The sequence below is a fragment of the Rhizobium acidisoli genome (genome assembly GCF_002531755.2).
GTDB lineage: Bacteria > Pseudomonadota > Alphaproteobacteria > Rhizobiales > Rhizobiaceae > Rhizobium > Rhizobium acidisoli.
In genome coordinates this window covers 4,298,254-4,313,115 of record NZ_CP034998.1, presented here as the reverse complement: position 1 = coordinate 4,313,115, position 14,862 = coordinate 4,298,254, and the positions used below count along the sequence as shown (strand labels likewise).

Below are 14,862 nucleotides of genomic sequence, written 5' to 3'. Positions count from 1 at the left end.
TGGCTTTCGGGCATCCGCCGGCTTGACCTTTTCGGCCAAAGGAGTCATTGACGCTCTCCTTTGACGGGTTCGATTCCCAGCCGCATCGGCAAATAGAGATAACAATGACCAGAGCAACTTCTTCCGCGCCTTCGCAGCGCATGCTGCGCGTTGGCGAACAGGTCCGCGCCGCGATCACCCAGGTACTGCAGCGCGGCGAAGTGCGCGACGACGTCATCGAGGCGACGGTGATCTCGATCTCGGAAGTGCGCATGTCGCCCGACCTGAAGATCGCCACCGCCTATGTGACGCCGCTCGGCGTTTCCGACCACAGCGTCGTCATCGAGGCGTTGAACCGTCATGCGAAGTATATCCGCGGCAGGCTCGGGCAGCAGCTTCGGCAGATGAAATACATGCCGGAAGTGCGCTTCCGCGACGATACCAGCTTCGACAACTACAAGAAAATCGACGAGCTGCTGCGTTCGCCCGAGGTGAGCCGCGACCTCGACGGCGATAACGACGAACAATAAACAGAAGAGACGCATGTCCAAACCACGCAAACCCAAAGGCCGGCCGATTTCCGGCTGGCTGATCCTCGACAAGCCGGTGGATTTCGGCTCGACGGAAGCCGTTTCCAAGATCAAATGGCTCTACAAGGCGCAGAAGGCCGGTCATGCCGGCACGCTCGATCCGCTCGCCTCCGGCATGCTGCCGATTGCGCTCGGCGATGCAACGAAGACCGTTCCCTATGTGATGGACGGCCGCAAGATCTATGAATTCACCGTCAGCTGGGGCGAAGAGCGGGCGACGGACGATCTCGAAGGCGAAGTGACCGCAAGCTCTGACAGCCGTCCCAGCGAACAGCAGATCCGCGATATCCTGCCCGGCTATATCGGCACCATCAGCCAGGTGCCGCCGCAGTTTTCGGCGATCAAAATATCGGGTGAACGCGCCTATGATCTGGCGCGCGAAGGCGAAACCGTCGAAATCCCTTCGCGCGAAGTCGATATCTTCCGGCTGACCCTGCTCGCCTGCCCGGATGCCAATAGCGCGCATTTCGAAGTGGAATGCGGCAAGGGCACCTATGTCCGGGCGCTCGCCCGCGATTTCGGCCGCGAGCTCGGCTGTTACGGCCACGTATCGGGTCTCAGGCGCACCTTTGTCGCGCCCTTCGCGGAAGAGGCGATGGTGCCGCTCGCAGACCTCGTGGCGCTGGAGGCGATCGAGGACATGGACGAGCGGCTTGCCGCCCTCGACGCGCTGCTGATCGACACTTGCGAGGCGCTATCGGCCCTGCCCCATCTCGTCATCAACGACGACCAGGCGCACCGGCTGAAGATGGGCAACCCGATCCTCGTGCGCGGCCGCGATGCGCCGATTGCCGAAAGCGAAGCCTATGCGACGGCCCGCGGCAGGCTGATCGCGATCGGTGAGATCGGCCAGGGCGAGTTTCGCCCGAAGCGGGTTTTTGCCTGAACCTATGCAGCTGACGATTGTCAGGCGGTAGCGATGCGATATCTTCCTTTCGGGCCATAACGGCCCGAGGGGCCATTGCGGCCCGAGGGGCCGTGGCGGCCCGACAAGGGGGATGATGATGCGCGCAACCGCGATCGGCCTGCTGACGTTCTTTTCGATGTTTCTCACCGTTACCGGTGCCCAATCCGGCGAGCGCTGGGCAGAGCTTCCGGCTTTTCCGGCGATGCCCGTGCCGAAGACCAGCGGCATGGCTGAAGTGAACGACATCAAGATGTATTACGCCGAATACGGTGAAGGCGAGCCGATGCTCTTCATCCATGGCGGGCTTGGCAATGCCGATGTCTGGGGTCACCAGATCGCCGAATTCTCCAAAGACCACCTGGTCATCGTTGCCGACAGCCGCGGGCATGGACGCTCGACGCGCAGCCAAAAGCCCTTCGGCTACGACCTGATGACATCGGATTTTGCAGCCCTCCTCGACCATCTGAAGATCGGCAAGGTGACGCTGGTGGGATGGTCGGACGGCGGCATCATCGGCATCGACATGGCGATGAACCATCCGGAAAAGCTGACGCGCGTCATTGCCCAGGCGGCCAACGTCACGACCGACGGCGTCAAGCCTGACGTCATGAGCAACAAGACCTTCAACGACTATATCAACGTCGCCGGCGAACAATACCGAAAGCTGTCGCCGACGCCGAGCGAGTACGACGCCTTCGTCACCCAGATCTCCGAGATGTGGGCGACCCAGCCGGCCTGGACGGCAGCGGATCTCGGAAAGATCACGGTGCCGGTCACGCTCGCCATCGGCGATCACGATGAAGCCGTGAAGCTCGACCATACAGAGATGATGGCGAAAGAAATTCCGGGCGCAAAGCTGGTGATCCTGAAAGAGGCCAGCCATTTCGCCATGCTGCAGGATCCCGCGGGTTACAATGCGATGATCCGGGAGGCGATGGCGGGCCGCTGAAAACCGCTGCCGGCGCTCCCCTCTTTCCATCGCTGCTTAATTGGTTTATAGGCAGCGCCAGCGTCAGGTTCGCCTGCTCGCATTCACGGCCAAAGCTGGACGACATCCCGGCTTTTGGCGACCTTTATCTCCTCTCTTAGAAAGGATCACCCGATGTCGATCACTGCTGAGCGCAAGTCTGCGCTGATCAAGGAATACGCAACCGTCGAAGGCGATACCGGTTCTCCGGAAGTCCAGGTCGCGATCCTGACCGAACGCATCAACAACCTGACCGAACACTTCAAGGACCACAAGAAGGATAACCATTCCCGCCGTGGCCTGTTGACGATGGTTTCGAGCCGCCGCTCGCTTCTTGATTATCTCAAGAAGAAGGATGAAGGCCGCTATTCCAAGCTGATCTCCAGCCTGGGTATCCGCCGCTAAGATTGTCCGGCGGGCGCTTTCCGAGCGCCCGCCGGATCCTGTTTGGGGACACGGTTCCCGATGAAATGTTCCAGCCGCGCCCTATCTGAAAGCGGTGGAAAGATCGGCGGACCCGGATGGGCCGGTTCTGCCAAACCAACCGTTGACCTGTCATGGGGCAGGATTGCCGGATGCTTTCGGCCAAGGCTTCTTCAAAGCTTTGGCCTGGTTTTCCAAGGGATCTCGGATTTATCGAGGAACCGAGGATGAAAAGCCTCCCGTTGTCTTGCCCGTGATACGTCACATTATTTGCGGTCGACTGTGCGCTGCGCCTTGGTATCGGCGATGGCGCGTGCTCCCGCATTGAAGGACAAGTCATGTTTGATACACACACAGTCGAAATCGAGTGGGCCGGCCGCCCGCTGAAGCTCGAAACCGGCAAGATCGCCCGTCAGGCCGACGGCGCGGTTCTTGCCACCTACGGCGAAACCGTCGTTCTCGCCACCGTCGTTTCGGCCAAGGCGCCGAAGCCTGGCCAGGACTTCTTTCCGCTCACCGTCAACTACCAGGAAAAGACCTACGCAGCCGGCAAGATCCCCGGCGGCTATTTCAAGCGCGAAGGTCGTCCGTCCGAGAAGGAAACACTGGTTTCCCGCCTGATCGACCGTCCGATCCGCCCGCTCTTTCCGGAAGGCTACAAGAACGACACCCAGGTCGTCGTCACTGTCGTCCAACACGATCTTGAAAACGATCCCGACGTGCTGTCGATGGTTGCCGCTTCCGCAGCGCTGACGCTTTCCGGCGTTCCCTTCATGGGCCCGGTCGGCGGTGCGCGCGTCGGCTACATCAATGGCGAATACGTTCTCAACCCGCATCTCGACGAGATGGACGAGTCGAGCCTCGACCTCGTCGTCGCCGGCACCTATGACGCCGTGCTGATGGTTGAATCCGAAGCCAAGGAACTCAACGAAGAAGTCATGCTCGGCGCCGTCATGTTCGGCCACAAGGGCTTCCAGCCGGTTCTCGACGCGATCATCAAGCTCGCCGAAGTGGCCGCCAAGGAGCCGCGCGATTTCCAGCCGGAGGATTACTCCGAGCTCGAAGCCGAAATGCTGAAGCATTTCGAAGCTGAATTGCGCGAAGGCTACAAGATCACCCAGAAGGCCGATCGCTACGCAGCCGTCGACGCCGTCAAGGCAAAGGTCAAGGCTCACTTCTTCCCTGAAGGCGTTGAGCCGAAGTACACTGCTGAAGTCATCGGCGCCGTTTTCAAGCACCTGCAGGCGAAGATCGTTCGCTGGAACATCCTCGACACCAAGAGCCGTATCGACGGTCGTGACCTGTCGACCGTTCGCCCGATCGTTTCGGAAGTCGGACTCCTGCCGCGCACGCACGGTTCGGCCCTGTTCACCCGCGGCGAAACGCAGGCGATCGTCGTTGCGACGCTCGGCACCGGTGAAGACGAACAGTATGTCGACAGCCTGACCGGCATGTACAAGGAGCGCTTCCTGCTCCATTACAACTTCCCTCCCTACTCGGTTGGCGAAACCGGCCGCATGGGCTCCCCGGGCCGTCGTGAAATCGGTCACGGCAAGCTTGCATGGCGCGCGATCCGCCCGATGCTGCCGACGGCTGAGCAGTTCCCCTACACGCTGCGCGTCGTTTCCGAGATCACCGAGTCGAACGGCTCGTCCTCGATGGCGACCGTCTGCGGCACTTCGCTCGCGCTGATGGATGCCGGCGTTCCGCTGGCAAAGCCGGTTGCCGGTATTGCCATGGGTCTGATCCTGGAAGGTGATCGCTTCGCCGTCCTCTCCGACATTCTCGGTGACGAAGACCACCTCGGCGACATGGACTTCAAGGTTGCAGGGACCGCCGACGGCATCACCTCGCTGCAGATGGACATCAAGATCGCCGGCATCACCGAAGAGATCATGAAGGTCGCTCTTGGCCAGGCTCAGGGCGGTCGCGCCCACATTCTCGGCGAAATGGCGAAGGCCATCACCGAAAGCCGCGGCCAGCTCGGCGAATTCGCTCCGCGCATCGAAGTCATGAACATCCCGGTCGACAAGATCCGTGAAGTCATCGGCTCCGGCGGCAAGGTCATTCGCGAAATCGTCGAAAAGACCGGCGCGAAGATCAACATCGAGGACGACGGCACCGTCAAGATCGCCTCCTCCTCAGGCAAGGAAATCGAAGCGGCCCGCAAGTGGATCCACTCGATCGTCGCCGAGCCTGAAATCGGCCAGATCTACGAAGGCACGGTTGTCAAGACCGCCGACTTCGGCGCCTTCGTCAACTTCTTCGGCGCCCGCGACGGCCTCGTCCACATCTCGCAGCTGGCTTCCGAGCGCGTTGCCAAGACGCAGGACGTCGTCAAGGAAGGCGATAAGGTCTGGGTCAAGCTGCTCGGCTTCGACGAACGCGGCAAGGTTCGCCTGTCGATGAAGGTCGTCGACCAGGCGACTGGCCAGGAGATCCCGAACGAGAAGAAGAAGGAAGAAGCGGCCGAATAAGCCGCGTCTCCCCGATTTCATTCCGGGCGCGGGAATCTTCCGCGCCCTTTTTGTATCCTGGTTTTGCGCATGTCGTGGCCGCAGAACCGCTCAAACTTTTGCGCGACATGCTTTAACGAGACGAGACCCATGAGCCGCGAGACGCTGAAGACCCTGTTCCATCCCTTTGCCAGCGGCACAGTCGCGGCGCCCGGCGAGGGCGAGCGCGTGCTCTTCCTCGGCGCCGAGGCAGGCTTTGCGCTGCCGGAAGGTTTTGCCGCCGCGCTCAGCGCCGTCCAGGGCTTCCGGCCGCTCTACCGGCAGCTTCAGGCGCAGCGGATCGAAGCAAAGCCCGAGATCGACGGCGAGGACTACGATGCTGCCTTGGTGCTCTGCACGAAACACAAAGGCGAGAACGAGGCCAATCTTGCCGCGGCCATCGCCCGCACACGGGTCGGCGGCCTGATCGTCGTTGCCGGCGCCAAGGAAGACGGCATTCAGCCGTTGCGCAAGCGCCTCGAAGGCTTCGGCCTCGCCATCGACCATATGCCGAAATATCACGGCGTCGCCTTCTGGTTCGGCCGCCCTGCCGATGCCGACGAGATCGTCTCGAAGCTGGCAAAGGCGCCGGTGCGCGTCGACGGCCGCTTCAACGCGACCGCCGGCATGTTCTCGCATGACCGGATCGATGCCGGGTCGGAACTGCTCGCCTCGCGCCTGCCGCAGGATTTTAGCGGCGACGTGGCGGATTTCGGCGCCGGATGGGGTTATCTCTCCGTCGAGCTGGCACAGAGGTCGCGCGGACTGACCCGCCTCGACCTCTACGAGGCCGATCACGCGGCTCTGGAGGCTGCTAGGGATAATCTGGCGGAGAACTGCCCGAACGCGCCTGCGCGCTTCTTCTGGCACGATCTGGCGGGCGAGCCGGTCAAGGACAAATACGATCTCGTCATCATGAACCCGCCCTTCCACGAAGGCCACGCCGCCGATCCGGCACTCGGCCAGGCAATGATCAAGACCGCCGCATCGGCCCTTCGCGGCGGCGGCCGCCTGATGCTGGTCGCCAATCGCGGCCTGCCCTACGAGCCGGTTCTGGCGGCGAATTTCAGGGAAAGCGGTGAAACCTGCCGCAACGCCCGCTTCAAGGTGCTGTGGGCGAAGAAATAGAGCTCAGGCGGCTTCGATTTCCTTGCGGGCCGCACTTGCAAGGAAAGCCGAACGGGTCAGGCCGCGCTCTTTCGCGGCCTTGTCGATTGCCTCAAGCATGCCTTTGTCGAAAGTGACATTGGCTCGAACGGTGCGCGTGGCGTCTTCGATAAAGGGAACACGCGTCAGGAAAGCACCGGCAGCCAGTTGCTCGCGGATATCCTGCCGAGAACTGATCTCGTCATATGAGGATGGCATCGGCAAAGTTTCATCTTCCGCCCAGAGGCGAAGGGTTTCTATGGCGTTGGCAGTCAGGTCTTCTTCCTCATCGGCGGCCGAAAATACCGCCGGCAGATCTGGAAAGCTGATCCCAAATGCGCTGTCGCTGTCCTTATGCACGAGAGCAATGAAATATTTCATGATTTGTCACTCGCATTCCATCCGGCTTGCTTGGCAATAGCAAGCGCCGTGCCGATCGGCAGATCCTTCTTCGGGTGCGGAACGATGATGGTTTGATTGCCTCTTCGAAGCTTGTGGTGCGAGCCCTTGATCGAAACGATTTCGAAGCCCTCCCGCTTCAGCCTGGCGATGATCTTCTGACTGTTCCGCTCCACGGATCGCCCCAAATCCCTGTTCAATATAATTCTTACAGCCAAAAACAGCAAGGCCATGCGCATCATGATGCGCATGGCCTTTTAGACACATCGGAACAAGTTCTTACTCGACGTCCGCCCTGCGCAGCGTGTCCAGCGTCGGCATGGAGGTGACGTTGAAGCCCGCGTCGACGAAGTGGATTTCGCCGGTGACGCCGGCGGAAAGGTCGGAAAGCAGGTAAAGCGCCGAATTGCCGACCTGGTCGATGGTGACGGTCTTGCGCAGCGGCGCATTGCGCTGGTTCCAGGAGAGGATCGCGCGCGCATCGGAGATGCCGGCGCCGGCCAGCGTCCGGATCGGGCCGGCCGATATGGCGTTGACGCGGATGCCGCGCGGGCCGTAATCGGCGGCGAGATAACGCACCGAAGCCTCGAGCGCTGCCTTGGCGACGCCCATGACATTGTAATTCGGGATGACCCGCGTCGAGCCGTTATAGGTCAAGGTCAGCATCGCACCGCCGTCTTCCATCAACGGCGCGCAGCGCTTGGCGATCTCGGTGAAGGAGAAACAGGAAATGACCATGGTGCGGCTGAAATTCTCGCGCGTCGTATCGGCGTAGAGACCCTTTAGCTCGTTCTTGTCGGAAAAACCGATGGCATGGACGATGAAATCGAGCTTGCCCCAGCGCTCTTCGATCGCGTCAACGAGGGCGTCGACCGAGGCGACGTCTTCGACGTCGCAAGGCATCACGAAATCCGAGCCGACTTCGGCGGCAAGCGGCTTGACGCGCTTGCCGAGCGCATCGCCCTGATAGGTGAAGGCAAGTTCCGCACCCTGTGCGGCAAGAGCTTTTGAAATTCCCCAGGCGATCGAGTGGTTGTTTGCGACGCCCATGATGAGGCCGCGCTTACCCTGCATGATTCCAGTCATTTTATTATCCGTTATAGCGCTGGAAGACGAGCGTGGCGTTCGTCCCGCCGAAGCCGAAGGAGTTGGAGAGGGCGATATCGATCTTCGCATCGTCGATACGCTTGCGCACGATCGGCACGCCTTCGAATTCGGGATCGAGCTCGGTGATATGGGCGCTTTCGCCGATGAAGCCTTGCTGCATCATCAGCAGGGAATAGATAGATTCCTGCACGCCCGCCGCACCCAGCGAATGGCCGGTCAGCGACTTGGTCGACTGGATATGCGGGATCTTGGCGCCGAATACCTCGCGGATAGCGCCGATTTCCTTGCTATCGCCGACCGGCGTCGAGGTGCCGTGGGTGTTGACATAGTCGACATCGCCTTTGACGGTGGCGAGCGCCTGGCGCATGCAGCGGATCGCGCCCTCGCCCGAGGGGGCGACCATGTCGTAACCGTCCGAGGTTGCGCCGTAGCCGACGATTTCGGCATAGATCTTGGCACCGCGGGCCTTGGCGCGCTCCAGTTCCTCGAGCACCAGCACGCCGGCGCCGCCGGCGATGACGAAACCGTCGCGGTTGACGTCATAAGCGCGCGAGGCGCTGTCGGGCGTATCGTTGTACTTGGAGGACATGGCGCCCATGGCGTCGAAGAGGTTGGACATCGTCCAGTCGAGATCTTCGTGGCCGCCGGCGAACATCACGTCCTGCTTGCCCCACTGGATCATCTCTGCAGCGTTGCCGATGCAATGCGCCGATGTCGAGCAGGCCGACGAGATCGAGTAATTGACGCCGTGGATCTTGAACCAGGTAGCAAGGGTCGCCGATGCGGTCGAGGACATCGCCTTCGGCACGGCGAAGGGGCCGATGCGCTTCGGGCTGTTGTTCTTGACGGTGATGTCGGCCGCCTCGATCAGGGTGCGGGTGGACGGGCCGCCGGAGCCCATGATGATGCCGGTGCGCTCGTTCTGAGCGTAGTCCTTCTCTTCCAGCCCGGAATCGGCCAGTGCCTGTTTCATGGCGACATGGTTCCAGGCGCCGCCCTGCGACAGGAAGCGCATGGCACGGCGATCGACCAGTTCGGCAAGCTCCGCAGCGCCGAGCTTGGGGCTGCCCCAAACCTGGCACTTGAAGCCGTGCTCGGCGAAATCGCTGGAGAAGGAGATACCCGACTTTGCCTGCCGCAAGGATTCGGTGACTTCGGCGGCGTCGTTTCCGATCGAGGACACGACACCCAGACCCGTGACAACTACCCGTCTCATCTGATCAAACCTTTTTTGTTTCGTGAGCCGCTCGAGATGCGGTTCAGGCCGTCTTGTCTTTCGAGAGACCGACGCGAAGATCGGCCGCCTGATATATGGTTTCGCCGTCCGCCTTCAGCCAGCCGTCGGCCGTGCCGAGGACCAGACGGCCGCGCATGACGCGCTTGAAGTCGATGCCATATTCGATCAGCTTGGTGTGCGGGCGGACCATGCCCTTGAATTTCACTTCGCCTGTCGACAGCGCCATGCCGCGGCCTTCCTCGCCGAGCCAGCCCAGGAAGAAGCCGGTCAGCTGCCACATGCCGTCAAGGCCGAGGCAGCCCGGCATGATCGGATTGCCTTCGAAATGGCAGGGAAAATACCAATCGTCGGGGCGTACGTCGTATTCGGCCCTTAGATACCCCTTGTCGAAAGTCCCGCCCGTTTCGGAAATATCGGTGATGCGGTGAACCATCAGCATGGGCGGCAGCGGAAGCTGCGCATTGCCGGGCCCGAACAGCTCGCCATGTGCGCAGGCGATGAGTTCGTCGTACGAGAAGCTGGACTGTCTGGTCGTCATAAAGTTTCTTTTCCCTCCCGCGTGAGCCCATAGATGTGAACGTGTAGTCCAAGTTCTTCAGAAAATGAAGCACGAGCAAGGCGGCTTCATTCATGGTCCCGGACCAAGCTTGCGCTATTATTTGGTGGTCGCATACAGGAAGGCCAGGGCTGCGACCAGACCTATTTGCGTTAAAAGCCGGTTTTGGCGGCGTTTATCAGGCTCTTGTCCCCATTGAACTATTGAAAGGCTCCTGTGCAAAAGTTATACCGCTTGAAGAAACATGATTGAATTATGCAGGAATAACCGGAGTTGGTTTTGATGACGGGTGCACTCCCGATCGCCATAGAGGTCAGGCTGCGCGGCGCAGGCCTTCGGCCTACCCGCCAGCGCGTCGCGCTCGGCGACCTGCTGTTTGCCAAGGGTGACCGGCATTTGACGGTCGAGGAACTGCATGAGGAGGCGGTTGCCGCCGGCGTGCCGGTGTCACTGGCAACCGTCTACAACACGCTGCATCAGTTCACCGAAGCCGGCCTCATCCGCGTTCTCGCCGTCGAGAGCGCCAAGACCTATTTCGACACCAATGTTTCCGACCACCACCATTTCTTCGTCGAAGGCGAAAACGAGGTGCTCGACATTCCCGTCAGCAACCTGACGATCGCCAATCTGCCGGAGCCGCCTGAAGGCATGGAGATCGCCCATGTCGACGTGGTGATCCGGCTGCGGGCGAAGCAAGGCTGACAACACGCTGTTTCACATGACATCGTCGGGGTGCCGGCCGGGCTTGTGCCTGTAAGTCGGAAAAGTCCAGCCGAACCACAGAGCGCCGCCGCGCACCGCAAAGGCCGCCACGACGCCGCAGGCAGACGCCAGATAGAGCGGCATTCCCAGCCCATTGGCGAGCGTGAAAACGCCGGCGCCGATAAGGGCGGCGGTCACGTAGATTTCCGGCCTGAGCAGCACCGAGGGCTCGTTTGCCATCAGATCGCGCAGTATGCCGCCGAAGGTCGCTGTCAGCGTGCCGGTGACGATCGCGATGGTCGGTGAGCCGGTGGCGGCAAGGCCCTTGGCGGCGCCGAGCACGCAATAGGCGGCAAGGCCGATCGCATCCAGCCAGATCAGCAGGCGATAGCGCGATTCCAGCAGGTGGGCGGTGAAGAAAACCACGACGCCGACGATGCAGCAGACGAGGATATAGGCCGGATTCAGCACCCAGAAGACCGGAACGCGGCCGAGCACGATATCGCGCACGGTGCCGCCGCCCGTTCCCGTCACCATGGCGAAAAACAGAAAACCGATCAGGTCCAGCTGCTTGCGCGAGGCGGCGAGCGCGCCTGTCGCGGCAAACAGCGCGATGCCGGCGTAATCGAGATAAACGAGCAAGGACATGCAAACCCCGGATCGGCGGAATATTTCACCAAAAACCACGGCGGCAAGGGCGGCGCAAGGCGGTGCGGCCATAAAGATAAAGTGTTTATTGATGCATGTCGTTGACCAAAAACCGCTGCACACTTTGTGGGCGACATGCATCGGGCTGCAGAGCCTTATCCAAAAGAGGAAAGCCGTGAAAACGCTGGTGCTCGCCGTTCTGAATATTCTCCTGCTGGTGATTATGCCGGCTGTGGCCTTCGGCCAGCAATCGCTGATCTCCGATCCGGAGATCTACGAGAAGAAACATTTCCAGGCGCAATGCAAGGCGGCCGAATTCGCCGATGGCTTCGTCACCCGGCAGGACATCAACAATGACGGGCTGATCGATGCCGTGGTCAATGAGGGCCAGCTGACCTGCGACGGTGAGAAGGGGCCGCAATGCAACGATGATGGCTGCACCTATAATTTCTATCTGCAGGTGGCCGAAGGCGGTTATTTCATGATCGCGACGGCGCAGATCTACGGCTACGACTTCGTCCAGCGCTTCGGCAACATGGTGCTGGCGATGAAGATGCATCCGCGTTTCTGCGACCGCACCGAAGGTGACCCCTGCATCGTGACCGCGCGGGTGCGCGGCACGAAGTTCGTCACCATTTCAAAAAAGTAACTCAGCGCGGATAAAGCGCCGAGGTCCGGCCGGCGAGATAATAGCCGACCAGGCCGTACCACTCGCGGATCGCCGTCGCCATGTTCTGCGCGTTGAGGTTCGGCTGGGTGAAATCCAAGCCCGCCTTCACCTGGCCGTCGGTGCGATAATCGGTCGGCCAGGGCACGATATCGATGCCCAGCTTGCGGAAGATGCCGACGGAGCGCGGCATATGGAAGCCCGAGGTGATCAGCAGGCAGTTGGAAAGCCCCTGGCTCGCCAAAAATTCCTTGGTGTTGACGGCGTTTTCGAAGGTGGTGCGCGACTGCCTCTCCTCAATCAGGCGATCCTTGCCGACGCCGAAGAGCGGGAAGAAGCGCTCGGATGCCGCCGCATCGCCTTCATAGATGCCCGAAAGGGAGCCGTCGCCGCCCGACACCAGAATGCGCGACTGCGGAAATTTCTGCGCGAGCCGCAGCGCTTCGACGAAACGATCGGCCGCGGCGTTGAATTCGATGCCGTGGCGCGCCGTGTTCACCTCGTTTTCGAAGCCGCCGCCAAGCACGATCATGCATTGCAGGCTATCGGGGTCGGCGGCGGGTTTTGCGAAGCGCTGCTCGAGGCCTTGCATCATCAGGTTGCCGGCCGTGGTGTAGAGCGTGACGAAGAGGATGAGGGCCGAACCCGTTGCGCTAAGCATACTCAAGGTCCGCCAGCGCAGCAGGCCGGCAATGAGGGCAAGAAAGACGAGGAAGAATGCCAGCGACAGCGGCTGGGCGAAAATCCAGACAAGCTTCGAAATGACGAACAAGACCTACTCCTTGAGGATGGGCGGCGGTCCTTCCTATCCGATTCGATGGTAACAGGAATGCGACGGTTCTATTTCGTCGGCGCAACGGCCGGTCGATGCGGCGCGATCTTCTGGTTGAAGCGCCGCTGCAGTGGACGGGGGATGAACATGGCGGCAAGTGCAAGCACCATGGCAAAGAGAGAAATCATCCACAGCGCATGCGCACCGGTCAGCCGCGTCAGGACGGCGCCGGCGATCGCGCCGAGCACCATGCCGCCCCAGGGCACGATCTGGATCGTCCATCCGATATGGCGATCGCCGATGATCCAGCGGCCAATGCCGCGGCCGAGGCGCGACAAGGCGCCGGTGACATAAGTCAGGCCGATCGGCAGGCCCTCGATATGCTCGACAGCGGCGTTCACCATGCCCATGGCGAAAACGATCATATAGAAGCGGGCAAGCAACAGGCCCTGCATCGTCGTCACCGAGGCGAGCGCCAGGACGAGACCGACGCAACCGAGCACCACGAAAATGCGGCGCTCGGAGATATGGGCAACGACGATGCCTGCCGCATTGCCGAGCACGAAAACGAGGATGGCGGAGATCAGCACCGCCGCGTGGTAGAGATTGCCATCACTCAAGGCGAGTGCCGCCCGCGTCGTATTGCCGGTCATGAAGGACACGAAATCGCCGGTCAGCAGCAGCCCGGTCGCATCGGTCATGCCAGCCAGAAAAGAGATCGAGCCGACGAGGCCAACCCCGGTCAGGGTTCGCCTAGTACGGATGAGGCGGCGGCGTCTTGCTCTGGTCATGACTGCTAGTCCCGAAGCCGAATCGCTGAGATTCCGGCAGCAAATATACATGCTGTTCATTGAGGAATTGGCAAAGACGATCAGCCGGACTGCAGCAGTTCGCCCAGGTTGGATCGGGACTTGTCGATCGATGATCTCCATCGCCTTGAACGCCACAGATATTACGTGATGCTACAGGCGCCGGTATAACCCGCCTGCTAGTATCCAGGGCTCGGAACGCCCTCTCGAGCGATTGCTGGATGCGTGAATGGCAAAGCGTAGCGTGGCTCTTTTTCTTCTACTTCTTCTGGCAAGTTGCGGGCATCCGGGCGGCGTGATGACGCCAGTTTCAACCTCATTGTCTTCATCGTCGACAGCGCCGACCTCCACGGTCGACATGCTGGTTGCGACCACGCGCGAGCCTTCCGGGAACCCGGCGACGCTCTTCAACGGCGAGCGCAGTTCCAAGCCGCATCTGACGCAGATCTCGATTTCGATCCCGGCAAAGCGCGAAGCCGGCACCGTGCAGTGGCCGAAGCGGCTTCCGCCCGATCCGGCCACCGACTTTGCCGTCACCCGTGTTCAGCAGATCGACACCGTGGCAGAGGGCCGCGTCTGGTTCCGGCAGCATGTGCACGGCGGGCATGCGCTCGTCTTCATCCATGGCTTCAACAACACCTATGAGGATTCCGTCTTCCGATTGGCCCAATTGGTGCATGACAGCAAGATGCAGGCGACGCCTGTGCTGTTCACCTGGCCGTCGAGAGCGGAGATCACCGCCTACCAATACGACAAGGAGAGTACGAATTATTCGCGGACGGCGCTGGAGCAGGCGCTCCGCACGCTGGCAGCCGACCCCGACGTCAAGGACATCACCGTCATGGCCCATTCGATGGGAACATGGCTTGCCATGGAATCGCTGCGGCAGATGGGGATACGCGACGGTCACGTCATTTCGAAGATCCACAATGTCATCCTGGCCTCGCCCGACATCGACATCCAGGTCTTCGCCAAACAATATGTGGAGATGGGCGAGCCGCGTCCGAAATTCACGATCTTCGTTTCCCAGGACGACAAGGCTCTTGCGGTTTCGAGCTTCATCACCGGACGCGTTTCCCGTCTTGGCGCGATCAATCCGGCCGAGGAGCCCTACCGCTCGAAGCTGGAAAATGCCGGCATCACCGCCATCGACTTGACGAAGGTGAAGACCCACGACAGGCTCAATCACGGCAAATTCGCCGAAAGTCCCGAGATCGTCCAACTCATCGGCCAGCGCCTCATGGCCGGTCAGACCTTGACCGATTCCAAGGTCACCCTGGGCCAGGGCATTACGGCCGTCGTCGGCGGAACGGTATCGACGATCGGCACCGTTGCCGCGACCGCTGCCGCGGCGCCGGTTGCGATCATCGAACAGCCCGTCACGCGGAAGAAACCTCCGAGATCCGCCAACGAGACGCTCGACGGCGACCTGAAGCAACAGACGCTGACACAGTGAGG

The 14,862-nt window shown here is 61.0% G+C and carries 17 protein-coding genes; 9 read left to right on the top strand and 8 right to left on the bottom strand.

Annotation, left to right across the window (positions count from 1 at the left end):
* Positions 1-104 precede the first annotated feature (104 nt).
* From rbfA to CO657_RS20935, 6 genes are all read left to right on the top strand, one after another.
* Positions 105-509 (top strand): 30S ribosome-binding factor RbfA, encoded by a 405-nt coding sequence (gene rbfA / locus CO657_RS20960; protein WP_003589349.1) that lies wholly within the window; start codon positions 105-107, stop codon positions 507-509.
* Positions 510-522: 13 nt separating this feature from the next.
* A complete protein-coding gene (gene truB / locus CO657_RS20955) occupies positions 523-1,455 on the top strand; it encodes a tRNA pseudouridine(55) synthase TruB (protein ID WP_054182202.1) in 933 nt (310 codons plus the stop codon).
* A gap of 118 nt (positions 1,456-1,573) precedes the next feature.
* Positions 1,574-2,425 (top strand): alpha/beta fold hydrolase, encoded by an 852-nt coding sequence (locus tag CO657_RS20950; protein WP_054182271.1) that lies wholly within the window; start codon positions 1,574-1,576, stop codon positions 2,423-2,425.
* 153 nt (positions 2,426-2,578) lie between these two features.
* Positions 2,579-2,848 (top strand): 30S ribosomal protein S15, encoded by a 270-nt coding sequence (gene rpsO, locus CO657_RS20945; RefSeq protein ID WP_003571238.1) that lies wholly within the window; start codon positions 2,579-2,581, stop codon positions 2,846-2,848.
* Positions 2,849-3,204: 356 nt separating this feature from the next.
* On the top strand, positions 3,205-5,343 hold the full coding sequence (gene pnp / locus CO657_RS20940) for a polyribonucleotide nucleotidyltransferase (protein ID WP_003589352.1): 2,139 nt from the start codon (positions 3,205-3,207) through the stop codon (positions 5,341-5,343).
* A 129-nt stretch (positions 5,344-5,472) separates the two neighbouring features.
* Entirely contained in the window at positions 5,473-6,489 is a 1,017-nt protein-coding gene (locus CO657_RS20935) for a class I SAM-dependent methyltransferase (RefSeq protein ID WP_054182203.1), read from the top strand.
* 3 nt (positions 6,490-6,492) lie between these two features.
* On the opposite strand, the gene CO657_RS20930 is transcribed toward CO657_RS20935, so the two are convergent.
* The 5 genes from CO657_RS20930 to fabA all read right to left on the bottom strand — a co-directional run bounded on the left by CO657_RS20930 (position 6,493) and on the right by fabA (position 9,788).
* A complete protein-coding gene (locus CO657_RS20930; protein ID WP_054182204.1) occupies positions 6,493-6,888 on the bottom strand; it encodes a type II toxin-antitoxin system HicB family antitoxin in 396 nt (131 codons plus the stop codon).
* On the bottom strand, positions 6,885-7,082 hold the full coding sequence (locus CO657_RS20925; RefSeq protein ID WP_012559482.1) for a type II toxin-antitoxin system HicA family toxin: 198 nt from the start codon (positions 7,080-7,082) through the stop codon (positions 6,885-6,887). The genes CO657_RS20930 and CO657_RS20925 overlap by 4 nt, the downstream gene beginning before the upstream one ends.
* A gap of 103 nt (positions 7,083-7,185) precedes the next feature.
* Positions 7,186-7,992: an enoyl-ACP reductase FabI gene (gene fabI / locus CO657_RS20920; protein ID WP_054182205.1), complete on the bottom strand. Its 807-nt coding sequence runs from the start codon at positions 7,990-7,992 to the stop codon at positions 7,186-7,188.
* A gap of 4 nt (positions 7,993-7,996) precedes the next feature.
* Positions 7,997-9,229, bottom strand: coding sequence for a beta-ketoacyl-ACP synthase I (gene fabB / locus CO657_RS20915; protein WP_054182206.1), 1,233 nt, complete (start codon positions 9,227-9,229; stop codon positions 7,997-7,999).
* A 43-nt stretch (positions 9,230-9,272) separates the two neighbouring features.
* Positions 9,273-9,788: a 3-hydroxyacyl-[acyl-carrier-protein] dehydratase FabA gene (gene fabA / locus CO657_RS20910; RefSeq protein WP_003589358.1), complete on the bottom strand. Its 516-nt coding sequence runs from the start codon at positions 9,786-9,788 to the stop codon at positions 9,273-9,275.
* A gap of 300 nt (positions 9,789-10,088) precedes the next feature.
* On the opposite strand from fabA, the gene irrA reads away from it, so the two are divergent.
* Positions 10,089-10,508 carry an iron response transcriptional regulator IrrA gene (gene irrA / locus CO657_RS20905; RefSeq protein ID WP_003555773.1) on the top strand — a complete coding sequence of 140 codons (420 nt, stop codon included), beginning with the start codon at positions 10,089-10,091 and terminating at the stop codon, positions 10,506-10,508.
* 12 nt (positions 10,509-10,520) lie between these two features.
* On the opposite strand, the gene CO657_RS20900 is transcribed toward irrA, so the two are convergent.
* Positions 10,521-11,156, bottom strand: coding sequence for a trimeric intracellular cation channel family protein (locus tag CO657_RS20900; RefSeq protein ID WP_003583389.1), 636 nt, complete (start codon positions 11,154-11,156; stop codon positions 10,521-10,523).
* Between the two features lie 175 nt (positions 11,157-11,331).
* Between CO657_RS20900 and CO657_RS20895 the strand changes: the two genes are divergently transcribed.
* A complete protein-coding gene (locus CO657_RS20895) occupies positions 11,332-11,805 on the top strand; it encodes a hypothetical protein (protein WP_003589362.1) in 474 nt (157 codons plus the stop codon).
* A gap of 1 nt (position 11,806) precedes the next feature.
* On the opposite strand, the gene CO657_RS20890 is transcribed toward CO657_RS20895, so the two are convergent.
* Both CO657_RS20890 and CO657_RS20885 read right to left on the bottom strand, forming a co-directional pair.
* Positions 11,807-12,595, bottom strand: coding sequence for a YdcF family protein (locus CO657_RS20890; protein WP_054182207.1), 789 nt, complete (start codon positions 12,593-12,595; stop codon positions 11,807-11,809).
* 68 nt (positions 12,596-12,663) lie between these two features.
* Entirely contained in the window at positions 12,664-13,386 is a 723-nt protein-coding gene (locus CO657_RS20885; protein WP_054182208.1) for a YoaK family protein, read from the bottom strand.
* 247 nt (positions 13,387-13,633) lie between these two features.
* Between CO657_RS20885 and CO657_RS20880 the strand changes: the two genes are divergently transcribed.
* The gene (locus tag CO657_RS20880) at positions 13,634-14,860 is read left to right on the top strand and encodes an alpha/beta hydrolase (RefSeq protein ID WP_054182209.1); all 1,227 of its coding nucleotides are present in this window, start codon (positions 13,634-13,636) and stop codon (positions 14,858-14,860) included.
* The last annotated feature ends 2 nt before the right edge of the window (positions 14,861-14,862 follow it).